Annotated in this window: 23 protein-coding genes; 15 read left to right on the forward strand and 8 right to left on the reverse strand. The window is 71.0% G+C overall.

What is annotated here, in order from left to right:
• Position 1 precedes the first annotated feature (1 nt).
• The 3 genes from BCF44_RS41585 to BCF44_RS58115 all read left to right on the forward strand — a co-directional run bounded on the left by BCF44_RS41585 (position 2) and on the right by BCF44_RS58115 (position 3,378).
• On the forward strand, positions 2–994 hold the full coding sequence (locus BCF44_RS41585) for an ABC transporter permease (protein ID WP_211353468.1): 993 nt from the start codon (positions 2–4) through the stop codon (positions 992–994).
• A gap of 150 nt (positions 995–1,144) precedes the next feature.
• The gene (locus BCF44_RS41590; RefSeq protein ID WP_116180010.1) at positions 1,145–2,773 is read left to right on the forward strand and encodes an ABC transporter ATP-binding protein; all 1,629 of its coding nucleotides are present in this window, start codon (positions 1,145–1,147) and stop codon (positions 2,771–2,773) included.
• On the forward strand, positions 2,770–3,378 hold the full coding sequence (locus tag BCF44_RS58115) for a pentapeptide repeat-containing protein (protein ID WP_116180011.1): 609 nt from the start codon (positions 2,770–2,772) through the stop codon (positions 3,376–3,378). Before BCF44_RS41590 ends, BCF44_RS58115 begins: the two co-directional genes overlap by 4 nt.
• Here the strand turns inward: BCF44_RS58115 and BCF44_RS41600 are convergent.
• Both BCF44_RS41600 and BCF44_RS41605 read right to left on the reverse strand, forming a co-directional pair.
• Entirely contained in the window at positions 3,375–5,528 is a 2,154-nt protein-coding gene (locus BCF44_RS41600) for a DUF6461 domain-containing protein (RefSeq protein WP_116180012.1), read from the reverse strand. The genes BCF44_RS58115 and BCF44_RS41600 overlap by 4 nt on opposite strands.
• Before the next feature lie 21 nt (positions 5,529–5,549).
• The gene (locus BCF44_RS41605; RefSeq protein ID WP_116180013.1) at positions 5,550–7,157 is read right to left on the reverse strand and encodes a CocE/NonD family hydrolase; all 1,608 of its coding nucleotides are present in this window, start codon (positions 7,155–7,157) and stop codon (positions 5,550–5,552) included.
• A gap of 195 nt (positions 7,158–7,352) precedes the next feature.
• Between BCF44_RS41605 and BCF44_RS41610 the strand changes: the two genes are divergently transcribed.
• The 4 genes from BCF44_RS41610 to BCF44_RS41620 all read left to right on the forward strand — a co-directional run bounded on the left by BCF44_RS41610 (position 7,353) and on the right by BCF44_RS41620 (position 10,610).
• Positions 7,353–7,667, forward strand: coding sequence for a hypothetical protein (locus BCF44_RS41610; RefSeq protein WP_116180014.1), 315 nt, complete (start codon positions 7,353–7,355; stop codon positions 7,665–7,667).
• 297 nt (positions 7,668–7,964) lie between these two features.
• A complete protein-coding gene (locus BCF44_RS56070; RefSeq protein WP_170218038.1) occupies positions 7,965–8,129 on the forward strand; it encodes a hypothetical protein in 165 nt (54 codons plus the stop codon).
• 187 nt (positions 8,130–8,316) lie between these two features.
• Positions 8,317–9,264: a sigma-70 family RNA polymerase sigma factor gene (locus BCF44_RS41615; protein ID WP_246016111.1), complete on the forward strand. Its 948-nt coding sequence runs from the start codon at positions 8,317–8,319 to the stop codon at positions 9,262–9,264.
• Positions 9,265–9,431: 167 nt separating this feature from the next.
• On the forward strand, positions 9,432–10,610 hold the full coding sequence (locus BCF44_RS41620; RefSeq protein ID WP_170218039.1) for an ABC transporter substrate-binding protein: 1,179 nt from the start codon (positions 9,432–9,434) through the stop codon (positions 10,608–10,610).
• Between the two features lie 145 nt (positions 10,611–10,755).
• Here the strand turns inward: BCF44_RS41620 and BCF44_RS41625 are convergent, their stop codons facing one another.
• Positions 10,756–11,001 (reverse strand): hypothetical protein, encoded by a 246-nt coding sequence (locus tag BCF44_RS41625; protein ID WP_116180017.1) that lies wholly within the window; start codon positions 10,999–11,001, stop codon positions 10,756–10,758.
• A gap of 81 nt (positions 11,002–11,082) precedes the next feature.
• Entirely contained in the window at positions 11,083–11,922 is an 840-nt protein-coding gene (locus BCF44_RS41630; protein ID WP_116180018.1) for a patatin-like phospholipase family protein, read from the reverse strand.
• An 86-nt stretch (positions 11,923–12,008) separates the two neighbouring features.
• Between BCF44_RS41630 and BCF44_RS41635 the strand changes: the two genes are divergently transcribed.
• Entirely contained in the window at positions 12,009–12,431 is a 423-nt protein-coding gene (locus BCF44_RS41635; RefSeq protein ID WP_116180019.1) for a pyridoxamine 5'-phosphate oxidase family protein, read from the forward strand.
• 144 nt (positions 12,432–12,575) lie between these two features.
• The gene (locus tag BCF44_RS41640; protein ID WP_246016126.1) at positions 12,576–14,147 is read left to right on the forward strand and encodes a sensor histidine kinase; all 1,572 of its coding nucleotides are present in this window, start codon (positions 12,576–12,578) and stop codon (positions 14,145–14,147) included.
• Between the two features lie 124 nt (positions 14,148–14,271).
• Here the strand turns inward: BCF44_RS41640 and BCF44_RS41645 are convergent, their stop codons facing one another.
• Complete coding sequence (locus BCF44_RS41645) at positions 14,272–14,916, reverse strand: response regulator (RefSeq protein WP_116180021.1); 645 nt, start codon at positions 14,914–14,916, stop codon at positions 14,272–14,274.
• 139 nt (positions 14,917–15,055) lie between these two features.
• On the opposite strand from BCF44_RS41645, the gene BCF44_RS41650 reads away from it, so the two are divergent.
• From BCF44_RS41650 to BCF44_RS41665, 4 genes are read left to right on the forward strand one after another with little or no spacing between them, the layout of a single operon-like run.
• Positions 15,056–15,976 carry a hypothetical protein gene (locus BCF44_RS41650; RefSeq protein WP_116180022.1) on the forward strand — a complete coding sequence of 307 codons (921 nt, stop codon included), beginning with the start codon at positions 15,056–15,058 and terminating at the stop codon, positions 15,974–15,976.
• A gap of 49 nt (positions 15,977–16,025) precedes the next feature.
• The gene (locus BCF44_RS41655) at positions 16,026–17,408 is read left to right on the forward strand and encodes an MFS transporter (RefSeq protein WP_246016112.1); all 1,383 of its coding nucleotides are present in this window, start codon (positions 16,026–16,028) and stop codon (positions 17,406–17,408) included.
• A gap of 57 nt (positions 17,409–17,465) precedes the next feature.
• Positions 17,466–18,080 (forward strand): TetR/AcrR family transcriptional regulator, encoded by a 615-nt coding sequence (locus tag BCF44_RS41660; RefSeq protein ID WP_116180023.1) that lies wholly within the window; start codon positions 17,466–17,468, stop codon positions 18,078–18,080.
• Complete coding sequence (locus tag BCF44_RS41665) at positions 18,071–19,576, forward strand: FAD-dependent monooxygenase (RefSeq protein ID WP_116180024.1); 1,506 nt, start codon at positions 18,071–18,073, stop codon at positions 19,574–19,576. Before BCF44_RS41660 ends, BCF44_RS41665 begins: the two co-directional genes overlap by 10 nt.
• On the opposite strand, the gene BCF44_RS41670 is transcribed toward BCF44_RS41665, so the two are convergent.
• Entirely contained in the window at positions 19,495–20,178 is a 684-nt protein-coding gene (locus BCF44_RS41670; protein ID WP_246016113.1) for a class I SAM-dependent methyltransferase, read from the reverse strand. The two genes, BCF44_RS41665 and BCF44_RS41670, sit on opposite strands and share 82 nt — an antisense overlap.
• Positions 20,179–20,313: 135 nt before the next feature.
• Between BCF44_RS41670 and BCF44_RS41675 the strand changes: the two genes are divergently transcribed.
• Positions 20,314–21,288 (forward strand): chitinase, encoded by a 975-nt coding sequence (locus BCF44_RS41675; protein ID WP_116180025.1) that lies wholly within the window; start codon positions 20,314–20,316, stop codon positions 21,286–21,288.
• Here BCF44_RS41675 and BCF44_RS41680 read toward each other — a convergent pair.
• Positions 21,263–22,216 (reverse strand): threonine ammonia-lyase, encoded by a 954-nt coding sequence (locus BCF44_RS41680; protein ID WP_116180026.1) that lies wholly within the window; start codon positions 22,214–22,216, stop codon positions 21,263–21,265. The two genes, BCF44_RS41675 and BCF44_RS41680, sit on opposite strands and share 26 nt — an antisense overlap.
• Positions 22,217–22,285: 69 nt before the next feature.
• Here BCF44_RS41680 and BCF44_RS41685 point away from each other — a divergent pair, with 69 nt between their 5' ends.
• Positions 22,286–23,173, forward strand: a complete 888-nt coding sequence (locus tag BCF44_RS41685; RefSeq protein WP_116180027.1) for an NAD(P)/FAD-dependent oxidoreductase — start codon at positions 22,286–22,288, stop codon at positions 23,171–23,173.
• On the opposite strand, the gene BCF44_RS41690 is transcribed toward BCF44_RS41685, so the two are convergent.
• Positions 23,130–24,086 (reverse strand): Lrp/AsnC family transcriptional regulator, encoded by a 957-nt coding sequence (locus tag BCF44_RS41690; protein WP_116180028.1) that lies wholly within the window; start codon positions 24,084–24,086, stop codon positions 23,130–23,132. The two genes, BCF44_RS41685 and BCF44_RS41690, sit on opposite strands and share 44 nt — an antisense overlap.
• Between the last annotated feature and the right edge of the window lie 92 nt (positions 24,087–24,178).

The following is a 24,178-nucleotide window of genomic DNA, read 5'->3' on the forward strand; positions in this document are numbered from 1 at the left end:
GGTGCTCGGCTACGCGGTGCGCCGGGTCAGCGGCGCGGTGGCGGTGCTGCTGATCATGTCGGCGGTGGTGTACGTGCTGTTCTTCCTGATGCCGGCCAATCCGGCGCAGCTGGTGTGCGGGATCAAGGCGTGCACGCCCGACCGGCTGGCGCTGATCTCGCACAGCCTGGGCCTGGACGAGCCGCTCTACCTCCAGTACTGGCACTTCCTGGTCGGGCTGTTCGCCGGCCGGGACTACAGCACCGGACCGTCCATCGTGCACTGTGCGGCGCCGTGCCTGGGCTATTCCTTCCAGTACACCGAGCCGGTGCTCCAGATCATCGGCGAGCGGCTGCCGGTGTCCGGCTCGCTGGTGATCGGCGCCGCGATTCTGTGGCTGTCGCTGGGCATCGGCATCGGCGTGCTGTCGGCGCTGCGCCGCGGCCGGTGGCTGGACCACGTGGTGAACGCGATCGTGCTCGGCGGGCTGGCCGTGCCGATCTTCATCACCGGCCTGATGGCGCTGATGATCGTCTGCGTCTGGTTGCAGTGGATGCCGTTCCCGACCTGGGTCCCGTTCGACGAGGATCCCGTGCTGTGGGCGCAGAACCTGGTCCTGCCGTGGATCGTGCTGGCGCTGACCACCATGCCGGTCTACGTCCGGATGTCCCGCGCCGGCATGCTGGAGACCCTGGCCGAGGACCACATCCGCACCGCCCGGGCGTACGGGCTGCCCGAGCGGCAGGTGATCGGCCGGCACGCGCTGCGCGGCGCGTTGAGCCCGCTGATCACGTTGGCGGCGCTGGACATCGCCGGCATCCTCACCTCCTCGGTGCTCACCGAAACCGTGTTCGGCCTGCCCGGCCTCGGCCAGATGACCGTGCAGGCGGTGCGCAACGTCGACCTGCCCGTCGTGGTCGGGCTGGTGCTGCTGATCGGGTTCGTCATCGTGGTGTGCAACACGATCGCCGACCTGCTCTACGCGGCGGTCGACAAGAGGGTGAGCGTGCAGTGAGCGAGCTTGTGAGCGAACCATTCAATGCTGAGCGTCCGCGAACGCGGACACCGGGCGCTGGCGAGGTGCCGCAGTGAGCGAGCTTGTGAGCGAACCATTCAACGCTGAGCGTCCGCGAACGCGGACACCGAGCGCTAGCGAGGTGCCGCAGTGAGCGAATCCGTTGTGTCGGTGCGGGATCTGGTCATCGACTTCCACACCGAGGGCGACACCGTCCGCGCCGTCGACGGGTTGTCGTTCGACCTGGCGGCCGGGCGGGCGCTCGGCATCGTGGGGGAGTCGGGTTCCGGCAAGAGCGCGACCGCGTTGTCCCTGCTGGGTCTGCACCGCGGCGGTAACGCGGACGTGACCGGCTCGATCGACGTGCTCGGCACGGATGTCCTTGCGGCGTCGAACGAACAGGTGCGGCAGCTGCGGGGCAACCGGATCGCCATGGTGTTCCAGGACCCGCTGTCCGCTCTGGACCCGTTCTTCAAGGTGGGCGACCAGATCGTCGAGGCCTACCGCGCGCACAACAAGGTCGACCGCCGCGCCGCGCGCAAGCGGGCGATCGAGGTGCTGGACCGGGTCGGCATCCCCGACGCCGCACGGCGGGTCGACGCCTATCCGCACGAGTTCTCCGGCGGCATGCGGCAGCGGGCCCTGATCGCGATGGCCCTGGCGCTGTCGCCGGAGGTCCTGGTCGCCGACGAGCCGACAACCGCGCTGGACGTGACCGTGCAGGCCCAGATCCTGGACCTGATCCACGACCTGCGGGCCGAGACCGGGATGGCGCTGATCCTGGTCACGCACGACCTCGCGGTGGCCGCCGGCAACGTCGACGACGTGCTGGTCATGCAGCGCGGCAAGGCGGTCGAGCACGGGCCGGCGGCCGACGTGCTCGGCGCGCCGAGCGCGGTCTACACGCGCGAGCTGGTGGCGGCCGTTCCCCGGCTGGAGCAGCCGCGGGAGTCGAAGGTCGTCGGCGGTGAGCCGCTGGTGCGGGTCGATGACGTGCACCAGGTCTTCACGGTCGGCTCCTTCCTGAACCGGACCAAGGTGCACGCCGTCGAGGGCGTCACGCTGGACGTGCTGCGCGGCGAGGCGCTGGGGATCGTCGGCGAGAGCGGCAGCGGCAAGACCACCCTGGCGCGCATGATCGTCAGACTGCTGCGGCCCACCTCCGGACGGATCCGGTTCGACGGCCGGGATCTGGCCGACGACCGGGCGCTCCGAGAGGTCCGGCGCGAGCTCCAGATGGTGTTCCAGGACCCGGTGTCGTCGCTGAACCCGCGCCGCACCATCGGCGAGAGCATCGCCGACCCGCTGCGCGTGCAGGGCGAGGACGCGTCCCGGCAGCGGGTCCGCGAGCTGCTCGCGCTCGTGGGGCTGGATCCGGACCGCATCGACCGGTATCCGCACGAGTTCTCCGGCGGTCAGCGGCAGCGCATCGGCATCGCGCGGGCCATCGGGCTGCGGCCGCGGCTGCTGGTCTGTGACGAGCCGGTGTCCGCGCTGGACGTGTCGACCCAGGCCCAGATCATCCGTTTGCTAGCCTCCCTGCGTTCCGAGTTCGACCTCACGCTGATCTTCGTCGCCCACGACCTGGCCGTGGTGCGGCAGGTCAGCGACCGGGTCGCCGTGATGAGCAAGGGGGCCGTGGTGGAGCTCGGCGAGACGGACGCGCTGTACGACAATCCCACGCACCCGTACACGAAGTCGCTGCTCGCGGCGGTGCCGGTGCTCGACCCCGAGCTGGCGCGGCAGCGTCGGCTGGAGCGCGGGCTGCTGACCCCGTGAGACTTCCGCTGCGTTGGCCGGTGGTGGTCCTGGTCGGTGTCGTGCTGGCCGTCGGTGGAATCGTCGGCGCGTACTGGGACCGTGTCGACCACGCGTCGGTCGACGCCCGGCACGCGGCGGCGCTGGCCGGGCTGAAGTCCGACGACGTGCAGGCCCGGATCCGGGCCGTCGACGCGCTGGAGTCGGTGACCAAGGAGTCGCCGGCCGACCAGCCGGCCGTGACCGCGGAGCTGGCGTCGTTCATCCGATCCGTCGCGGGATCGGGCAACTGTCCGGACACGGGGGTCGGCCGGGACGTGCAGGAGGCGTTGAACGTGTTGGTGCGGCGCAAGGTGATGTCCGACGGCACCACGGTCGTCGACCTGCACGGGGCGTGCCTGAACAACGCCGCGATGGGCAAGATCGGCCTGCCGTACGGGAATCTGGTCGGCACCAGCTTGGTCGGGGCCGAACTGATGTTCTCCGTCCTCGACGGGGCCGACCTCACCGGCGCGGACCTCCGCGGCGCCGACCTCGACAACGCCCGGTTGGTGCAGGCAAACCTGTCGCACACCGACCTGTCGAAGGCGAATCTCGCTGGCGCCGACCTGAATTACTCCCGTTAGCGGTTCGTCTCACCGGTCACGGCGCGGGTGTGGTCGAGCAGCTCGGCGGCGGCACCGGGGACGGCGTAGCGGGCGGCCTCCAGAGCGCCGGTGGCGGCGGACCGGGCGTCGGGGTTGGTGGCGCGGTGCAGGCACGCCCACAGCCAGTGGTGCTCGCGGTAGTCGGACAGGCCGGACCGCCGGGCCAGCAGCTCGGCCTCCGGCGTCAGCGCCCGGGCGGCCAGCGAGGCGGCGACGGCGGGGTGATCGGTCAGTTCGGACCGTTCGACGACGAAGGCGGCGGCCCACCAGGCCAGGTCGCGGAGGCGGTCGTCCGGCACGTCGCGGAACTCCGTGTTGCGGGTATCGGCGTAGAGCACCGGCAGCAGTGGCAGGATCGGGTACCCGACGTCGGCGGACTCGATGACCGCCAGCTGCTCGGCGGACAGCGACAGCCCGGTGAAGCGGGCGGCGGCGAAGACGCCCTTCGCGGGCCGGTGGCCGTAGTTCGCCACGTCGAGATCCTCGAGCAGCGCCTCGGCGGCCGGTGACGGCTCCTGGAGGCCGAGTTCGAAGGACGCCAGCGACTCGCCGGCCTTGGCCAGGGAGAACCTGGTCAGGGCGTTGACGTTCCAGTACATGCTGGCGGCGACGGTGTCGGGGGAGGAAAGGGCGCGCATCACCCGCTCGTCGCTGGCGACCCAGCCGTTGTACTCGACGGCGACGACCCCACCGGGCACGTCGAGCACCGCGACCCACGGATCGAGCGTGCCCTGCTCGGACAGCTCCCGCGCCGAGGCCGGCGCGGACGGGTCCGCGCCGAAGTCGCGGAGCACCTCGGTGGCGGACTTGCCGGCGACAAAGGTGATCGTGGCGGCATCCGACAGGGAACTGGACTCGATCCAGTGGTAGTCGGCCTCGGGCGGGACGACGACCGGCGGCTCGGGCTCGCCGCGCAGGACGTGGCCGAGGCGGTCGGAAGCCCTGTGCACCAACGGATCGGCCAGCGGCGCTCGCCAGACGGTGAGCTCGTAGCGTTCGTCGCCCTCGTCACGGCCGCGCGCGCAGACCCGCACGCGGTAGTCGCCGGGCCACGGGGGAGCGGTGTCCCGGCCCGCGCCCGCGATGGACGCGCCGCCGACCGGGGCGTGCCAGCTGACCTCGACCGCTTCCTCCCAGAGGAAGGGATCCGGCTCGACAACCGGGGGCTCCTCGACGATCCGCAGGATATATCCGACGCTGCGGTTCTCGTGGCCGGTCCGGATGGCCACGCCACCGGGAACCACCGCCACCAGTCCGTTCTCGGAGAAGTCCACAGTGGACTCGACGGGCCCTTCGGCGAGGGCGAACATGTGGTCCGCGACCATGGCGCGACCGCTGCTGTGCCGGGGCATCAGGTAGTTCGCGCGGCGCTTGGCCAGCTCGGCCTCGGCGTAGGCGGCGGGCATCGGTGCTTCCCGCAGGATCGGGGCGGCGATGCCGAGCGCGGTGCCGATGATCGCAGGGGCGGAGACCTTGGGCCACAACGACCGCAGCACAACGGTCGTGGCGACGACGCTCAGCGCGAGGTGCCGCGCGCCGTGCGAGGCGGCGATGGCGGTCTCGTCCTCACCCGTAGCGACGAGCAGGGGAGCGATCGCCGGGTGGGTGACCAGCTCGGTGACGACGAACTGGGCCATGTCCCGGGAACCCGGTACGAATCCGTCCAGTTTGGACAGTTCCGGTGACATCGCGCTGCCACCGGACATCGTGGCGACGCTGACCGTGCGGCGACCGTCCGGGAGCGTCGGCAGGACGGCGACCAGGTCGGGCAGCGCGACGTCGAGCGCCGCAACCGTCAGCTCGAGCGCGCCCAGCAGGCGTTCGGCGAGCAGGTCGGGCAGGCCGCCCAGCCGGTCACCGCCGCGAACGGCGGCCTGCTGGGCGCGGTTCGCGTTGGCGGGAGCGGCGACCTGCCGGGCCCGCGCCGCCTGCCCCTCTCGCCGCACCAGCGCCTGCGCCGGGCTCATCAGGCCGAGCCGTCCCGGCGCCGGCGCCTTCTCCCGCAGCCGGCCCAGTTCCGCCGCCGGCGCTGGCGGAATCGCCTGCGCCACACGGCTTAAATCACCGGCGACCACCTGTGCCATCGCGTCCAGCACGGCCTGCGGTAACGCCGTCGTCGGCCCGTACATCGTCCCCCCACTGTCACCGGATCACTTGACCGGCAACAGAATGGCAGACGGGTGCGCGGCGTCGTGGAACACCTCCAAGCGGGTCGGATACGGCGTGGTCGCGGTGGCGAAGGGCTCGTCGCTGCCGAGGTTGCGGGCGTAGCGGGGGAACGCGCCGCCGGCGACCTGGACCCGGATCCGGTGGCCGCGCCTGAACACGTGCGCGGTGGGCGACAGCTCGACGGTGACCTTGGTGATGCCGTCCGGCCGCACCTTGACCAGATCGTCGCAGATGTTCACGGACCGGCCGCGCCGATCCACGTCGCACAGGCGCACGAACAGGTCGCAGGCGGGCCGGTCGGACCGCAGCCACACCTCGGCGCCGACCTCGCCGATCACCTCGAGGTCGGCGTCCAGCACGTCCGACGTGAAGGTCAGGACGTCGTCCCGCGCCTCCAACTTCCGGTTGTCCACGGCCCCGGCGCCCCGGGCCTCCAACTTCGCGCCGCCGACCGACGGCGTCGGGTTGGACGGGTCGTACGTGAAGGCCGTCGGCACGACGAAGCCGCCGGGGGTGCTGCCCAGCGCGTTGCCGGCGAGCAGGTGCCAGCGCTGCTGCGTGTACCCGGCGGGCGGCCACTGGTCGTACTCCCGCCACTCCTTGACGCCCATCACGAACAGTCGCACCGGCGCGCGGTAGTTGGGCTTGGCGCCGCGCGCGAGCGGCCCGGCCCAGCGCACGGTCTCCCAGATCGACGCCGAGATGCCCCGCGGGTCGGAGTGGGCCCACGGGCCGATCGTCAGCCGCGGCGGCCGCCCGGCCTCGACGAGGGCCCGGTAGTCGCGGAGCTGGTCGGACAGGAAGATGTCGTACCAGCCGGCGATGGAGCTCACCGGCAGCGTCACCTCGCCGACGGTGTCGGTGAAGTCCTCGTTCTTCCAGTACGGGTCGTCCTGGTCGTGGTGCACGCAGTCCTGGTAGAAGGGCCAATCCCGGCCCAGCGCGGCCTTGTCCCCGTCCACCAGCGGCAGGGTGAGCATCGCCGCCTCGGTCTTCCGGCGGCCGAAGGCGTTGCGCAGCATGGCGAACCGGCGTTCCTGGGTGGCGGTCATCACCGACCAGCTCATCAGGGTTTCCATCTCGATGCGACCCGGCCGCAGGAAGGTCATGGCCAGCCGGGACGACGTGACGTGCGGCACCATCGCCTTCACCTGCGGCGGCGCGCCCGCGGCGACGGCCCACTGGGTGTAGCCGAGGTAGCTGGCGCCGACCAGGACGACGGAGCCGTCGAACCAGGGCTGCTCGGCCAGCCAGCGCAGCGTCGCCTGGCCGTCGGCCCGCTCGTGCCGCATGGCCCGGAACTCGCCGCCGCCGGAGCCGAAGGTGCCCCGCGTGCTGACCACCACGACGTGGAAGCCGCGCTCGGCCAGCAGCCGGCCCATCAGCCAGCCGAGCGGCCCGCGCCGCCCGTACGGGGACCGCACCAGCGCCGTGGGCAGCTTGTCGGCGCCCTCCGGGGCCCAGTGGTCCGCGAGCAGCGTCACACCGTCGTCGGCGGGCACTTTCAGGTCCCGCTCGACCCTCACCTTGCGCGCCGTCGCCGGCGGCAGCTTCAGCAACCGTTGCGCGACCCAACCAGTCACCGTCATCGGCTCAGCCTGCCATGGCTACGCTCCGTGCGCGTCCGGTATCGCGACCACGGTCGGCATTCGGGTGATTACTGGCTGTTTCGCTAGGCCGAGCGTGTGGTTCTGGATGAACCGGGATTAAACGGGCGCGCGTGTGGGCAGGGCGATGGTGCATTCTTGCTGGTACCGGCCCAGCGAGGGCAGGAGGTACCCACAATGCCAGACAGCTCCGCGGCACTTCCGCTCCGCAACTACACCCGGCTCACGTTCGGTGAGCTGGCCGAGGCAATCCTGTGCCTGACCGCACACGAACTCCACCAGTTGTTGGGTTACGAATGGGTGCACGGCCGGCGCGACGAAGTCATCGTGCTGCTGCGTGACCGACTCACGGAACTGGGCACCGGCGTGGCGCCTTCGGGCACCCCGGCGGTGTTCATTCCGTGCCAGCCCGGGAGTCCCGAGAACCTGCCGGTGATGCCCCGGATCGATGCCGCCATCGAGGGAACAGAACGGGAGCGTCCCACGTTGTAGGAGGTGGTCGGCGGCGAGCGAGCCGCGGAGACCGCGTCGATGAATCCCCTCACATCCGCGAGTCGCGGCAGTCCCGAATGCCGTGCATCCGCTGGCGCCCCGCCGACCCCCGTCGCCGTTCCGGGACTCTCCCCCGTGCCGTCCCGGAACGGCGCGCCCGAAGGGACCTCCGTCCCCGACCGGTTTCCCGTTTCGACGTCTTCGACGTGATCAGAATTACCTGAACCCTTATTTCGGGAGTGAAATCCGTGTCGAGAGGGTAAGAGAAGGGGCAGAGGTCGGGGAAAGGAACCTGGGATGAGCGTCAACAGTGACTTCGCGGCATGGGCGGAGCCGGAAGCCGGGCTGACAGAGCTGATCGACATGCGCGAGCCGGAGTCGGGCCGGCACCGCGCGGACACCGTGAGCAACGGCATCAGCGTCGAGGAGCTGCTGGTCCGCGTCGGGCAGAGCCGCAACTAGCGGGTGTGACGTGGCTGACGTCGGCAACCGACGTCACGCTACGTGGAATTAACCGTCCCGTACTCGCGTTGGACAGCATGCGGACACACCGAGAGGGGCCGACCGGCTCCCGGAGTTCGCGCTTCCTCGAACGTAGCAGAGCGACAGCCCTGCGCGCTCGGGGCCGGCGTTGAGTGAGGAGGTCATCGTGGCTGAGGTGAGGACGCCCAGGCAGCGGGTCGCGACCGATGGCGACCAGGACCTGGTGCGCCACTACCTTGCCGACATCGGGACCACCCCGCTGCTGACGGCGCCCGAAGAGGTCGCGCTGGCGAAGCGGATCGAGGCGGGCGTGTACGCGGCCGAGCTGCTGCGCACGGGCGAGCTGGGGGAACGGACCCGTGACGACCTGGCCATGCTGGCCAGGGACGGCGAGGCGGCGCGCGATCACATGATTCGGGCCAACCTGCGGCTGGTGGTCTCCACCGCCCGCAAGTACAGCCACCGCGGGCTGCCGTTCCTGGACGTGATCCAGGAGGGCAACCTGGGACTGATCAGGGCGGTCGAGAAGTTCGACTACGCCAAGGGCTTCAAGTTCTCCACCTACGCGATGTGGTGGATCAGGCAGGCGATCGAGCGCGGCGTCGCGGAGACCTCGCGCGTGATCCGGCTGCCCGTCCACGTCGTCGAGCAGGTGAACCGGATCGCCAAGGCGGACCGGCAGCTCAACCTCAGGCTCGGGCGCGAGCCCTCGCTGGCCGAGATCGCCGAGGAGGTCGGCCTGGCCGTGGAGCGGGTGGACGAGCTGCGCCGCGCCAGCCGCGAGGCGACCAGCCTGGACGCCACCGTCGGCGAGGACGGCGAGACCACCGTGTCGGACCTGATCGAGGACACCGACTCGGTGCGCGCGAGCGAGGTGCTGGAGCGGGAGGCGATGACCGAGTCGGTGCGCGCGGTCGTCAACACGCTGCCGCAGCGGGAGGCGCTGATCGTCAGCCTGCGCTTTGGGCTGGACGGCGGCAACCCCCGCACCCTGCAGGAGGTTGCCGAGCGTGTCGGGCTGACCCGTGAGCGTGTCCGGCAGCTGGAGAAGGGCGCATTGGCCCAGTTGCGCAATCCGGAGCACTCCAGGCCGCTGTTGGAGTGGGCCAGCTGAGCCGAACCCGAGGCGCTTGATCGGCCGAGTGGAGTAATACTCCCGGTAACTGTCGTACGAAAACGTGACTCGGCCGATCCGCAAGCTACCTTCGTGTGGTGTTCCCCTGCAGACCCCGTTTCTTGCGGCCACGTTCCGCAGCGCTGTCGTCACTTGTGGTTCTCGCAGTGGCGGCTGCCGCCTGCGGGACGCCGTCGCCGCCCGCGAAGACCGGCACCGGCGTGAGCAACACAGCCATTCGCCTGGGTGTGCTCAGCGACCTGTCCGGCCCGTTCGGCCCGCTGGGCGAGGCGGTCGTGCAGGGCAACCAGCTGTACGTGGACAAGCTCAACGCCGCCGGCGGCGTGTGCGGCCGCAAGGTCGAGCTGGACGTGCAGGACACCGGCTTCGACACCGACAAGGCGGTGCAGCTCTACTTCAAGATGGAGCCCACCGTGCTGGGCCTGTTGCAGGTGGTGGGCAGTGACATCACCAGCAAGATCACCCCGGACATGCTGCAGCAGCAGGTGATGGCCGCGCCCACGTCGTGGTCCAGCGACCTGCTGGGCAACCCGTACATGGTGGTGGTGGGGGCCACGTACGACCTGGACGTGATCAACAGCTTCGACTACCTGGTGCGCCAGGGCATGCTGCACCAGGGCGACGTGATCGGCCACATCTACAACGACGACCCCGAGTACGGCGGGAACGCGCTGCTGGGCAGCCAGTTCGTCGCCGACAAGCTGGGGCTCCAGCTCAAGGCCATCCAGGTCGCGGCGACCAAGACCGACTTCACCGCCGAGATCGCCCAGCTCAAGGCGGCCGGCGCCAAGGCGATCGCGATCAGCACGTATCCGCAGCAGACCGCGGTCGCCGTCGGCACCGCCGCGGCGATCGGGCTGAACGTGCCGTTCCTGGTGTCCAATCCGGGCTTCGACCCGTCCGTGCTGGCCAGCCCGGTCGGCCCCGCGTTCCAGCAGCTCGTGCTGGTGTCGTCCTCGGTCGCGCCGTTCGGGGCCAAACTGCCGGCCGCCGAGGAGTTGGCGACCGCGTACAAGGCCAAGTTCCCCAACGGAAAGCCGTCGATGGCCGTGGACTACGGCTACGTCGTCGGCATCGGCTACGGCGCGATCCTCAAGCGGGCCTGCGACGAGGGCGACCTGACCCGTCCCGGCGTGCAGAAGGCGTTCCACGAGTTGACCGGTGTGGACACCGGCGGGCTCACCGCGCCGCTGCTGTTCTCGTCCTCGAACTATCCGTCCAGCCGGCAGTCCTTCGTGCTGCGCCCCAACCCGAAGACCGCCGGCGGTCTGGACATCGTGGACCCGCTGAAGGAGTCCGACCTGGTCCGTCAGCGGATCGGTTAGGACGGAGACGACCCCCGGTGATCAGGGGAGCCGCGAGGCCCCGCCGATGCTTTGCCCGATTGCTGGATTTCGATCGCCGCCACCCGACGCGCCCCACCACCGAGCCGATGCGGCGGTCGAAATCCAGCAAGGGCGAGGCATCGGCTTAAAGGGGGCCGAGCCGCGACGCCGAAGATCGCGACGCGCGGCAGAGAGTCCAGTGGCGGCGGGCCAGGTGCGCGGGACTGCCCGCCGCCATCAGCATGAGCTCCTGGTCGGGTGTGGGGCAGCCGTCGGCCATCGCCTTCTCGGCCAGGGCCAGCGGAATCACCTCGGCCAGCCGCGGACTGGGCACCGCCGGCCCGGCCGGTCGCCGGTGGAACAAGCGGGCGAGGGCACGAAGACCGAGCATGGCGGGTCCTCCCGGTAGCCGCAGAACTGCAAGTGTGACAGCGCGCACACGGGTTCGGCTGCCGCCGAACGGGCTGTGTGATCAGTGCCAGAAGGCGGAGATCATCTTGGCCAGCGCGGCGCCCTGGCGCTGCCCGGCCAGCGCGGTGGGCGTCCGCACGCCCGGGTCCAGCGGGTTCGCGCCCATGGCGGCCAGCACGTCCTCGTCGGTCTTCACCACGACCACGGTCGACCCCTGCGCCCGCAGCGCCGCGACCTGCTCGTCGAGGTCGGTGAGGCCCTGCGCTTCCATCGCCTGGAGCACCAGCACGATCTCGTGACCGGCGGCGAGATCGGCGTTCTCGGCGCTGCGCACGCCGCCGTCGACGTAGCGGGTGCCGCCGATCGTGACCGGCGGCCACACGCCCGGCACCGCGCAACTCGCGGCCACGGCGTCCACCAGGCTCACTCCGCTGTCGCGGTCGAAGATCCGCTCCGCGCCGGTGTTCGCGTCGACGGCGACGATCCGCAGCTCCTGCTCGGCCGGCCACGCGTCGACCGGCACCCGGGCCTCGATCACCGCGTGCCGGTCCGCCTCGCTGACCGTCTCGGCGAGCAGCGCGACCCGGCACATCTCCCGCCGCAGGCCCTCGCGGTCCGGCGGGTTCGCCGGGTCGTAGCTGAACAGCGCCGCGAACTTCGCCACGTCGAAGTCGACCGGGATCTCCGGTGTCTGCTTGGCCGGATCCACCTGCCGCGCCAGCAGTTCCGCCAGCGGCAGCCCGCTGGCCAGCTGCGCGGCCACCGCCGAGCCGGCGGACGTGCCGACGACCAGGTCGGCGTCGCGTACGGTGACGCCCGCCTCCTCGAGTCCGGTGAGCAGGCCGATTTCCCAGGCGATGCCGGCGAGTCCGCCGCCACCGAGCACCAGAGCGTGTCGCATGGGCCGATCATCCCAGGGTCGAAGGTCCCGGCCTGAAGGGCCTCTTGTCGCTGTCGACGCGCCCCCTTCCGGTCGACTATGACTCCATGAGTCTCGATCAGTCCGCCGCGGGGACCGACTCGACCGGGCTCACCGCGCTCGACGAGGCGGAGTGCCTGCGGCTGCTGGCATCCGTGCCGCTCGGGCGCATCGCCGTCACCGACCGGGCGATGCCGTCGGTGCTGCCGGTGTACTTCCTGCTGCGGGGACGCGCCGTGCTGCTGCGGGTGTCCGGCGCCGGCCGGCTGGCTGCGGCGACGCGTGCGGCAGTCGTGGCGTTCGAGGCGGACGAGATGGGGCCGACGGGCGGCTGGAGCGTGCTGGGCATCGGACGCACCCGATCCGTGCGTCCGGACGAACGCGCTGCGGCGAGTGGCCTGAGAAGGTGGGGATCCGGCGACCAGGACCGCTTCGTGGCCGTCGGACTGGAGGTGCTCACCGGACGCCGGCTGCCCCCGCCGTCAGGGTGATCCCTCGACGGCCGTTCGGCGGTCACGCGGACGGCCGTGGATCTGGATCATCATGGGGTCGCGGGGCGGAGCTGGAGTGAGGTTGTGCGGGAGCGGAGACCTGGGTCTGCGCGGTTGGAGCGGTTGCAGGGGCTGTTGGACGCTGTGCTCTCGGTGTCGTCGGGCATCGAGCTGGAATCGACGCTGCGCCGGATAGTGCGGGCCGCCGTGGATCTGGTGGACGCGCGCTACGGCGCGCTGGGGGTGCTCGGCGCGAACCGCGAGCTGGCCGAGCTGGTGGATGTGGGCGTCGACGACGCGACGCGGGGGCGCATCGGGGCGCTGCCGACCGGGGACGGGCTGCTGGGCGTGCTGATCCACGACCCCAAGCCGCTGCGGCTGGACGACCTCACGCAGCATCCGGCCGCGATGGGAGTGCCGGCGAACCACCCGCCGATGCGAACGTTCCTCGGCGTGCCGGTGCGGGTGCGCGACGAGGTGTTCGGAAACCTGTACCTGACCGAGAAGCGCGGGCCCGGCGGGTTCACCGAGGAAGACGTGTCAGTGGTGGAAGCGCTCGCGACCGCGGCCGGAGTGGCCGTGGAGAACGCGCGGCTGTTCGAGCAGAGCCGGCGCCGGCAGCGCTGGCTGGAGGCGTCGTCGGAGGTGCGGGCCGAGCTGCTGGCCGGCTGCACCGCGACGGACGCGCTCCAGATGGTGGCGCGGCGGGTCCGTGAGCTGGCCGAGGCCGACCACGCGCTGATCCTGTTGGTGGACGAGGAAGCCGACGTGCTGCGGGTGCATTCCTACGCCGGCCCGGGCGGGTCGGCGCTGGTCGGGCGGCAGCTGACCGACGGCGGATCGGTGCTGGCCGCGATCACCCGTGACGGCGTGCCCCGGCTGATCCCGGACCTGGCCGAGGCGCTCGGCGGCGAGCTCGGCGCGGACGCCGCCGAGTTCGGGCCCGCCGTGGCGGTGGCGCTGCGGTCGGCCGGCGGCGCCACCGGCGTGCTGATCGCCTTGCGGGACAAGGGATCCCCGTCGCTGGAGCCGGCCGAGGTGCCGCTGCTGAGCTCGTTCGCGGACCAGGCGGCGGTGGCCATCGAGTTCGCCGAGAAGCAGCGCACGCAGTGGCTGCTCGCGGTGCTCGCCGACCGCGACCGGATCGCCCGCGACCTGCACGATCACGTGATCCAGCGGTTGTTCGCGACCGGGCTTGGGCTCCAGGGCACGCTGCGCCGCGCCGCCGATCTGGACGTGCGGGCGCGTATCCAGAAGGCGGTCGAGCAGTTGGACGAGACCGTGCGGGAGATCCGCACGTCGATCTTCGACCTGCACACTTCCGGCAGCAACGGCATGGAGGGCCTGCGGCGGCGGCTGTTGGACACCGTCGCCGAGCTCACCGCCGACGCTTCGCCGACCCCGTCCGTGCGGATCTCCGGCGCCGTCGACACTTTGGTGCCGCCGTCGGTCGCCGAGCACGCCGACGCCGTGGTGCGGGAGGCCGTGAGCAACGCCCTTCGGCACGCGCGGGCGACCGAGCTGACGCTCGCCGTGGACGCGGGGGAGGACCTGGTCATCCGCGTCGGTGACGATGGGATCGGCATACCGTCGGATGTTCGGCGGAGCGGGCTGGCCAACCTCGCCGAACGGGCCCGCGCCTGCCGCGGCACTTTGGACGTGGTGGCAAGGGAATCCGGCGGCACCCTCCTCACCTGGCGCGTCCCCCTGCCGTGACGACCCCGGCGAGTCGCGCTCACAGACACACCGAATGTCGTTCTGAGGCAGAACCGAGCCTCACGGCTCATTCCTGCCTGAAACCTACATTCGGTGTGTCCCAGAGCGCGACTCGCGGGGGTTCTCAGGTCTTGTCGCGGCTGCGGAGCTCGGTGGCGAGCACGGCGACCTGGGTCCGGCGCTGCATGCCGAGCTTGGCCAACAGGTGCGACACGTAGTTCTTCACGGTCTTCTCCGCCAGGAACATGCGTTCCGCGATCTGGCGGTTGGTCAGGCCGTCGCCGATCAGCTCCAGCACGGTCCGCTCCTGGTCGGACAGCTCCCGCAGCGGATCGGCGTCGTCGCGCTGGCGGCGCAGGCGGTTCATCAGCGCGGCGGTGGTCCGTCCGTCCAACAGCGACTGGCCGCCGGCGACGGTGCGGATCGCCGCCAGCAGATCGTGCCCCAGGACCTGCTTGAGGACGAAACCCGCCGCCCCGGCCATGATCGCGTCGAGCAGGGCCTCGTCGTCGGAGAACGACGTCAGCATCAGGCAGTGCAGCTCGGGCATCCGCGTCCGCAGCTCGCGGCACAGCTCCACGCCGTTGCCGTCGGGCAGGCGCACGTCGAGCACGGCGACATCGGGTCTGGTCGCGGGAATCCGGGCCAGTGCCTCGGCCGCCGAGGCGGCCTCGCCGCAGACCAGGAGGTCGGGTTCGTCGTCGAGCAGGTCGGCGATGCCGCGCCGGACGATCTCGTGGTCGTCGACCAGGAACACTCGGGTGGGCACACCCAACCCTAGTCCGCGCGGCCGAATCCGGGGCAGTGTCGAAGGTCCTGCCCGAAAGTGGTGAACGCGAAGTGGCCGGCAGGCGTCTTCACGTTCGGGAGTGATCTCACGAAGACCGGCGAACGTTCGGAGGACCGTTGTGCTGACCCGGCGCAATTCCGGTGACCAGTGGACCAAGTTCGAGGCGACCACGCTGCTCAACGCGATTCGCCACGCCCCCGTGCTGCACCCCGAGCGCCCGTACGTGCTCCAGCTCGGCGAGCGCGCGGCGTCCCTGTTCGAGCTGGGCCCGGGCACGCGCTACGAGCGCGCCGGCGTGAACCGCCTGCTGTACTGCGGCACCGCCCTGGCCAACCTGTTCCTGGCCATGCGGGTGCTCGGCTGGCGTTCCACCATCGAGCTGGCCGGCGACGGCACGGCCCCGGATCTGGTCGCGACCGTGAAGGCCCTCTCGCCGGCGCCGCCGACCGACCGGGAGACGTTGCTGCACCGGCAGATCGAGCGCATGCACCCGTACTGGGCGGAGCCGTCCGAGTGGGTCCCGGACTCGGCGGCGGTGGCCAAGCTGGTCGCCTCCAACTGGTGCCCCGGCACGGAGTTGCGGCTGCTCAGCGACCGGACGGCGGCGATGGAGGTGGCGCGGCTGGTGTTGCACGCCGGCAGGCGCATGGACGGCGACCGCTGGTGCGCCGACGAGCTGGCCCCCTGGCTGACCCCGCAGCAGACGACGCCGGTCGCGCAGCTGGCCGGCCAGTTCGGGCCGCTCGCCACGATGGCCGCCGAGCCGTACACCGACGCGGTGTGCTCGATCGCGGCGCGGCTGGTGGCCGACCCGATCCTGGTCGTCACGACCAGCGGCGACACCCCGCGCGATCACGTGCTGGCCGGCGCGGCGATCCAGAACGCCCGGCTGTCGGCGTCCGCGTTCGGGCTGGCGATCCGGCCGGTGACCAGGCTGATCAAGCTGGACGAGGTGCGCGACGGGCTGGCCCGCCAGCTCGGTCACGGCGTCTACCCGCACGCGCTGCTGCGGATCGGGGGCGTGCCGACCCACGTCTAGGTCACATCCCACATGACAGGCGGGCCGTCGCCGACCTAGGTTGCCGAGTGTGAGCAGTCGACTGGTAGCCGTCATCGTGGCGGGCTCGTTCTTCATGGAGCTGCTGGACGGCACCGTGATCACCACCGCGCTGCCCGGCATCGCCGGCTCGTTCCGGGTGGGCGCGGTCGACGCCGGCCTCGGGGTGACTGCGTACCTGCTGACCGTCGCGGTGATGATCCCGCTCAGCGGCTGGCTGTCGGACCGGTTCGGCGCGCGGCGGGTGTTCTGCGTGGCGATCGTCGTGTTCACGCTGGCGTCGGTGCTGTGCGCGGGGTCGCAGACGCTGTGGGAGTTCGTGCTGGCCCGGGTCGTGCAGGGCGTCGGCGGCGCGATGATGGTGCCGGTGGGGCGGACCGTCGTGCTGCGTGGCGCCGCGAAGGCGGACCTGATGGCGGCCACGGCCATCATCACGTGGCCGGCCCTGATCGCGCCGGTGCTCGGGCCGCCGGTCGGCGGCGTGATCGCCACGTACGCGTCCTGGCGCTGGATCTTCCTGATCAACGTGCCGCTGGGGCTGGTCGCGTTGGTCTCGGCGCTGCTGGTGATCAAGCCGTCGCAACGTCAGCTCCGGCCGTTCGACGGGCTGGGCTTCGCGCTGAGCGCGGTGGCGATCGCGTGCCTGGTGTACGGCATGGACCTGGCCGGCGGGGCGACGAACTGGCTGCTCACGGCGGGTGTGCTGATCCTCGGCCTGGCGGTCGGGGCGGTCGCCGTGCGGCACGCGCGCCGGCACCCGACCCCGATGCTGGACCTCTCGCCGCTGCGGATCCGCACGTACACGGCGACCTCCGCGGAGGGCTCGCTGCTGCGGCTGGCGATCAACATGGTGCCGTTCCTGCTGCCGCTGCTGTTCCAGGTCGGGTTCGGGCTGAGCGCCGTCACCTCCGGCCTGCTCGTGCTGACGGTGTTCGCCGGCAACCTCGTGATGAAGACGATCACCACGCCTACCGTGCGGCGGTTCGGATTCCGGCGGGTGCTGGTCGGCAACGGCATCCTGGTCGCGCTGTCGCTGGCGGCGTGCGCGCTGTTCAGCGCCTCGACCCCGTACGCGCTGATCGTGGTGGTGTGCTTCCTCGGCGGCGCGTTCCGGTCGCTGGAGTTCACCGGCGTCAACACGCTGGCCTTCGCCGACGTCCCGGCGGAGTCGATGAGCGCCGCCAGCACCTTGAACGCCACCATCACGCAGCTGGCGACCGGCATGGGTGTGGCCGTGGCGGCGACCGTCGTGCACGTCGAGGCCGGCGGGGGAGTGCCGTCGGTGCTGGACTTCCGCGTCGGCTTCCTGGTCGGCGCGGCGATCGCCCTGGTCGGCGCGCTGCTGTTCCTCCGCCTCGACCGCGACGCCGGCGCCGTCGTCAGCGCCGGCCGGGCCAAGGCGGCCGCCCGCTAAAAACTTACCGTTTTGGCAATCTTGCCAACTTGGCAAGATTCTGGCTACCGTGTGCCCATGACCGGGTTGCGGGAGCGGAAGAAGCGCGAGACGCGGCTGGCGCTGAGCCGGGCGACCATCGCGCTGCTGGTGGAGCGCGGCTGGGACGCGGTCGGCGTCGAGGACATCGCCGCCGCCGCGAACGTGTCGGAGCGGACGTTCCGCAACTACTTCGCCAGCAAGGCGGAGGCCGTCGCGGCCAGCCACCTCGAGCGGGCGCTGTTCATCGTCGACGAGCTGCGGTCGCGTCCCGCCGACGAGCCGTTCTGGCAAGCGGTGATCTCCGCGGCCAAGGCCAGCGTGACGTCCGCGCCGGGCGAGACCCGCGACGACGCCTACATGGAGCGGGTGAAGCTCGTGCTGGCCCATCCGTCGCTGCACGCCGAGCTGCTGCGGGCCGACGCGCTGGCCAAGGACGAGTTCGCGGCGGCCATCGCCGACCGGCTCGGGCTGGACGTCGACCGCGACCTGTTCCCGCAGCTCGCGGCCTCCGTGGTGGCCGCGGGCATCGCCACCGCCATGCGGCACTGGATGCTCAACGACCCGACCGGGTCGGTGCTTCCCGTGCTGGACAAGGTTTTCGACGACATCGGGCGCGGGCTGCCCGTGCCGGAGGGGGAGCAATGGACGTGATCATCTCGGGCGCGGGCCCGAACGGGCTGATGCTGGCGTGCGAGCTGGCGCTGGCCGGCGTGCGGCCGGTGGTGCTGGAGGCGCTGCCGGAGCCGAGCACCGCGCCCAAGGCCAACGGCCTGGTCGGCGAGGTGGTCCGGCTCGTCGACCACCGCGGCCTGTACGAGGCGCTGGCCGGCAAGCCGGGGCCGCCGCTGGCCAACAGCGGGTTTTTCCCTTACGCGGGAATGTATCTGAACCTCGGGCTGCTCGACGAGAGCCCGCTCTACGTGCTGCCGGTGCCGCAGCGCAAGATCGTCCAGGTGCTGACCGAGCGGGCGTTCGAACTCGGCGTCGAGATCCGCTACGGCCACGAGCTCGTCGGCCTGAACCAGGACGACGACGGCGTCACCGCGTCGATCGCCGGCCCGGACGGGGCTTACGAGCTGCGCACCGGTTACCTCGTCGGCGCGGACGGTGCGCACAGCCCCGTGCGCAAGCTGTCCGGCATCGACTTCGTCGGCGTCACCTACGACCGGCGCACCCTGCGCATGGCGCACGCCGTGGTGCCGGCCGACTGGATCGACCCGGCCACGCAGGGGCTCAAGATCCCCGGCCACGGCGTCGCGTTCCCGTTCGTCGGCATCCGCACCGAGCAGGGCAGCTTCTCCTACGCGCCGCTGCCGGATCACCCGCCGACGATCGCCACCACCGAGTGGGACGAGCCGCCGGGCGACGAACCGCTGACCATGGACGAGATGCGGGCCAGCGTGCGGCGGGTGCTCGGTGTGGAGGTGCCGCTGGGCGAGCCGAGCGGCGACGGCCCGCACCTGATGAACAAGCTCAGCAAGGGAAACACCCGCATCGCCGCGAAGTTCCGCGACGGCAGGGTGTTCCTGCTCGGCGACGCCGCGCACATCTTCGCGCACGGCGGCGCGGGGTTGAACCTCGGCATGCAGGACGCCGCCAACCTCGGGTGGAAGCTCGCCGCCGAGATCAACGGCAGCGCGCCGGCGGGGCTGCTCGACACGTACGAGGCGGAGCGCCGCGCCGCCGCCGAACGCGTTGTCCTGTATGCGGGTGCGACCAACGCCCTGCTCTCGCCCGGCTCGGATGTGACGGCGCTGCGCACGGTGTTCGGCGAGCTGTTCAACGACGCCGCCACCGTGCGGAGGTTCGCTGAGCAGATTGCCGGTTCGGACGTCCGCTACGACATGGGTGTCGACGAACCGCATCCGCTCGTCGGCAAGTTCGTGCCGCCGCTGGAACTCGTGACGCCCGACGGTTCCCTCCGGCTCGCGGAACTCTCCCGTACTGCGCGCCCCTTGTTGCTGGACTTCACCGGCGGCCTGTCGCGCTTCCAGGGAGCGGTCGACGTGATCACCGCCGACCCGATCGAGGGCGTGCCGGCCGCGGTGCTGGTCCGGCCGGACGGCTACGTCGCCTGGGCGTCGTCCGCCGAGGGGGTAGAAGCGGCGTTCGAACGGTGGTTCGGCCTGGCCGCGAACCACGTCTGATCCTCGGTCAGCCATCCGTCGAACCGTAGACCGACCTGTGCCAGCTCAAGGTCCGCTATGGACAGTCGCTGCGCGGTGAAGGCGTGCTCCCAGTGGCGGTCGGCCGAGTCGTAGTGCACGGTCGCGGACAGGAGATCGCCGTCCCGGACGATGTCCCGGACGGCGATCTCCACCGGCCCGGCCGGGCGCGGCACGGAGTCCACGGTGTCGAACCAGGCCGCCGGATGCCACTGGACCAGCACCCGTCCGGCGGCGTGATGTGCCGCCGTGGCAAGCAATGCCCGCCGAAGTTCGGCGTCCGGTGTGTTGACGAGGTGGCTCGCCAGCACCACCGTGTCGAAGCGGCGGTCGAGCCGCAGCGTCTCGATGTCGGCCCGGACGGTCTCGGCATTCCGGACATGGCCGAGCATTTCTCCGGAGTTGTCGACGGCGACGACCGGATGTCCCAGCGCCGCAATCGGTTCCGTGACGCGGCCGGCGCCCGCGCCGAGCTCCAGCACGCTGCCGCCGGCCGGTGTCGACGCGTGGACCAGGGCCGCCTCGCCGAAGTCCGGCAGCAGCGCGTAGAGCTCGACGGGGCTGCCGTCCGCTGAGGTGTTCACTTTTCCCCCACTGTCGTGCATGTATGTGAACTTCAACTGTGGCGCGAAGTTGCGGCGCTGTCGACCCTTGACACCGTGAACTGGTCTAGTCCACCGTGGGCGCACCCTGCCGCGACACCGAGGAAGTGACCCTGCATGAAGCGACTCACCACGGCGCTGGCCGTGTCCGCGCTCGCCGCGCTGGCCTGCGCCGCGCCGGCCCAGGCCGCGCCGAACGCGTTCCCCGCCAAGTTCTTCGCGCCGTACGTGGACACCGGCCTGAGCAACACCACCCTGACCACGGTGGCCAGCAGCTACGGCACGAAGTACTTCACGCTGGCGTTCGTCGACGGCGCTGGCTGCAGGTGGTCGATGCCGAACTCGTCCGGCTGGCAGACGCAGGTGAGCAACCTGCGCAAGGCCGGCGGCGACGTGATCATCTCGTTCGGCGGCTGGACCTCCGACAACGGCGGCACCGACCTCGGTGCGACCTGCTCCTCGCCGAGCGCGGCGGCCACCCAGATCGAGAACGTGGTGACCACGTTCAACGCCACCCGCCTGGACTTCGACATCGAGGCGGCGGCGATCACCAACGCCACCGACGTCGACCGCACCACCAAGGCACTGGCGCTGGTCCGCACGTGGGCCAGCGGCAAGGGGCGCAGCCTGTCGATCTCCTACACCATCCCGACCTTCCCGACCGGCCTGAGCTCCGACGGCGTCACGCTGCTCAAGACCGGCAAGAACAACAAGTTCACGCCGGATGTGGTCAACGTGATGTCCATGGACTACGGCACCTCCGGCACCGAGATGGGCAACGCGTCCAACTCGGCGGTGGACGCCGCGGCCGGCCAGGTCGCGTCGGTGTTCGGCAAGACCAGCGCGCAGGCGTTCGCGATGATGGGCAACACGCCCATGATCGGTCAGAACGACAGCGCCGGCGAGATCTTCTCGCTCGCCGACGCGGCCAGCGTCGTGTCGCATGCCCAGTCGAAGGGCATCAAGATGGTGTCGTTCTGGTCGGAGGGCCGCGACAACGGCGGCTGCGCCGGCACGAAGACGGCCTCGTCGACGTGCAGCGGCATCAGTCAGGGCGCGGGCGCGTTCACGAAGGCGTTCCAGAAGTTCTGAGCACGTCCGCGGTGGCGATGTTGCCGCCGCAGACGACCAGTCCGAGCCGGGCGTCGGGTCCGATCCTGTCCAGCACGCGGCGTGCCGCGGGCAGCAGGCACCCGGCGGCCGGCTCGGCCCACACCTTCGCGTGGTCGGCCAGATCCAGAGTCCCTTGCATGGCATCGGAATCCGACACCAGCAGCACCTCTTCCACCACAGTGGACACATGGTCGTAGGTCAGCTGCGACACGGTCGGCGCGCAGAGCGTGGACACGGACGACGTCAGTGTGGTCGTCACGGGACCGCCGGCGGCGAGCGCGTCGGTCATCGCTTGCGCGCCTTCGGTCTCCACGCCCCAGACCCGGATTCCCGGCCGCTGTGCATGCAGTGCGACGGCGACGCCGGAGATCAGGGCGCCACCGCCGATGCTGACCAGGACGTCCGTCAACTCGCCGGCGTCCTGGCCGAATTCCAGCCCGACCGTCCCCTGTCCGGCCAGGACAACGGGATCGGCGAACGGGTGCAGCAGCGTGAGCCCGTCCAGCTGGAGTTGGTCCATCAACGCGAACGCGCTCGCCATGTCCTCGGTCAACCGGACGTCCGCGCCGGCCCTGCGCGCCGCCGCGGCGGCACGGGCCGGCGCGGACTTGGGCATTACGACCGTCGCGGCGACGCCGAGCGCCCCGGCCATCACGGCGACGCCGATCGCGTGGTTGCCGCCGCTGACCGCCACCACGCCGGCGGCTCGCTCGGCGTCGGTCATCGCCAGCAGCTTCGACGCCGCGCCGCGCACCTTGAACGAGCCGCCGCGCTGGAGCAGCTCCAGCTTCGCCGTCACCGGCACGCCGAGCAGGGCGGACAGGCCCGGGCTGGGCACGGTCGGCGTCCGCAGCACGTGCCCGGCGATCCGCTCGGCCGCCGCCTCGATGTCGGTGATGTCGACCACTGCCGCTCCTTGTTGCCGAACCAGCAAGTTTCGTTGCCGAAACTCGCCGGGCGTCCGCATCATCGCACCATGAACGATAGCTACGACGTGATCGTGATCGGCGGCGGTGCCGCTGGGCTGAGCGGGGCGCTGACCTTGAGCAGGGCCCGTCGTTCGGTGCTGGTGATCGACGCCGGCCGGCCGCGCAACGCAGCGGCTTCGAATGCCCACAACTACCTCGGCCGCGAGGGTGTCAACCCGTTCGAGCTGCTCCGGATCGGCCGGGCCGAGGTCGAGGGCTACGGCGGCGAGATCCGACGGGGCGAGGCCGTGAAGGCCTCTCGCACGGACGCCGGCTTCGCGGTGGAGCTGGCCGACGGATCCACAGTGGAGGGTCGGCGGCTGCTGGTCGCCACCGGGTTGACCGACGAGTTGCCGGACATCGCCGGGGTGGCGGAGCGGTGGGGCAAGGATGTGCTGCACTGCCCGTACTGCCACGGCTGGGAGGTGCGGGATCGCAACATCGGGGTCATCGGCGGCGGGCCACTGTCCGTGCACCAGGCGCTGACGTGGCGGCAGTGGAGCGCCGACATCACCTTCTATCCCAACGACATCGTCGAACTCGATGAGGCGCAGCGCCGGCAGTTCGAGGCGCGGGGCATTCGTGTCGTCGAAGGGCCGGTGCGGAGCCTGGACGACCTGGACCACGAGGCGTTCGTGGTGGCGACGAAGATGATGTCCAACGCCGACGTGCTGGCGGGCCTTGGGCTTGTCGCCGAGGACCACCCGGCGGGGCGGTTCGTCCCAGCCGACGGCGAGGCGACGTCCGTGCCGGGCGTGTGGGTCGCCGGCAACGTGACGAACCTCGCCGAGCAGGTGATCGGCGCGGCGGCGGCCGGCGTGCGGGCCGCGGCGGCGATCAACTTCGACCTGATCACCGAGGAGACCGAGGCCGCGGTGGCGTCGCTGGGCGCTTGACGGCGCGGCCGACGAGCACCGTGTCCACCGAGTGCACGCCCAGTGCGCCGAGGTCGCGGGTGACCAGGTGATAGAGCTCGTCGAGGTCGCGCACCCAGACGGCGACCTGGAGGTTGGTCTGGCCGGTGGTGGCGACCGTGCCGTGCGAGGCGGGATGTTCGGCCATGGCGCGGCCTACCGAGTCCAAACGGGACGGTTCGACCTGGATCCAGAGGTTCGCGTCGACCACGAGGCCGGCGCGGCGGGGATCGAACAGCACCTGGGTGCGTAGCGCCCCGGTCCGGGCGAGTGCCGCGATTCGGCGGCGCACGGTCGATTCCGGCAGGCCAGTCCGCTCAGCCACGGATGCCGCCGAGGCGCGGCCGTCGTCGTCGAGCGCGGCCAGAACAGACAGGTCTGTGTCGTCCACTGTGGACGTACCGGTTGGAGCTGCTGTCAGGGCATGGCGTTCCTCATCGGTGAGCACGCCGAGCCGCCATTCGGGGGCCTCGCCGAACACGTGCAAGACGGTCTTCGCCTCGACCGAGGTGACGGCCTTCGTTGCGGGCAAAAGATTGTGGAGCAGGCCGCTGCGGGTGCTGGCGTGTGTGAACATGACCGCGCTGATCTCGTCGCCGGCCGCCGTCAGGTCGATGAACGGCACGTCGTCGCGGGCCGCCAGCGCGGCAGCGATGGCGTCCACCTTGCCGCGCAACACCTTGATGCGGAGCAGCATCGCGCCTAGACCCGGCGGGCGCTCGCGGACCGTCGTCACGCGGATCGTGCCGTCGCCGAGCAGCGCCGACCACCGTCGCCGCACCGTCCGGATGTTGATGCCCAGTACCTCGGAGGCCCGCTCGGCCGTCAGCCGGCCGTCGCACTGGAGTGCCTCGATCAGCTGCAGATCGCGCTCGTCGAGGACCTCAACCGCCATCTCAGACGTCACAATAAGCAGTTTCGCTCACATTGGGCGTTCGTGACAGTCTGGATCCGCCAACTGGGTGGAGAGTTTGGGTATGGAACTCA

Source organism: Kutzneria buriramensis, assembly GCF_003387475.1.
In the GTDB taxonomy this organism is placed as follows: domain Bacteria; phylum Actinomycetota; class Actinomycetes; order Mycobacteriales; family Pseudonocardiaceae; genus Kutzneria; species Kutzneria buriramensis.

Bases quoted from the DNA above. Each gene is read 5' to 3' on its own strand.
- BCF44_RS41600 (WP_116180012.1), bottom strand. From the start codon at position 5,528: ATGTACGGGCCGACGACGGCGTTACCGCAGGCCGTGCTGGACGCGATG.
- BCF44_RS41605 (WP_116180013.1), bottom strand. From the start codon at position 7,157: ATGACGGTGACTGGTTGGGTCGCGCAACGGTTGCTGAAGCTGCCGCCG.
- BCF44_RS41610 (WP_116180014.1), top strand. From the start codon at position 7,353: ATGCCAGACAGCTCCGCGGCACTTCCGCTCCGCAACTACACCCGGCTC.
- BCF44_RS56070 (WP_170218038.1), top strand. From the start codon at position 7,965: ATGAGCGTCAACAGTGACTTCGCGGCATGGGCGGAGCCGGAAGCCGGG.
- BCF44_RS41625 (WP_116180017.1), bottom strand. From the start codon at position 11,001: ATGCTCGGTCTTCGTGCCCTCGCCCGCTTGTTCCACCGGCGACCGGCC.
- BCF44_RS41630 (WP_116180018.1), bottom strand. From the start codon at position 11,922: ATGCGACACGCTCTGGTGCTCGGTGGCGGCGGACTCGCCGGCATCGCC.
- BCF44_RS41635 (WP_116180019.1), top strand. From the start codon at position 12,009: ATGAGTCTCGATCAGTCCGCCGCGGGGACCGACTCGACCGGGCTCACC.
- BCF44_RS41660 (WP_116180023.1), top strand. From the start codon at position 17,466: ATGACCGGGTTGCGGGAGCGGAAGAAGCGCGAGACGCGGCTGGCGCTG.
- BCF44_RS41665 (WP_116180024.1), top strand. From the start codon at position 18,071: ATGGACGTGATCATCTCGGGCGCGGGCCCGAACGGGCTGATGCTGGCG.
- BCF44_RS41675 (WP_116180025.1), top strand. From the start codon at position 20,314: ATGAAGCGACTCACCACGGCGCTGGCCGTGTCCGCGCTCGCCGCGCTG.
- BCF44_RS41685 (WP_116180027.1), top strand. From the start codon at position 22,286: ATGAACGATAGCTACGACGTGATCGTGATCGGCGGCGGTGCCGCTGGG.
- BCF44_RS41690 (WP_116180028.1), bottom strand. From the start codon at position 24,086: ATGGCGGTTGAGGTCCTCGACGAGCGCGATCTGCAGCTGATCGAGGCA.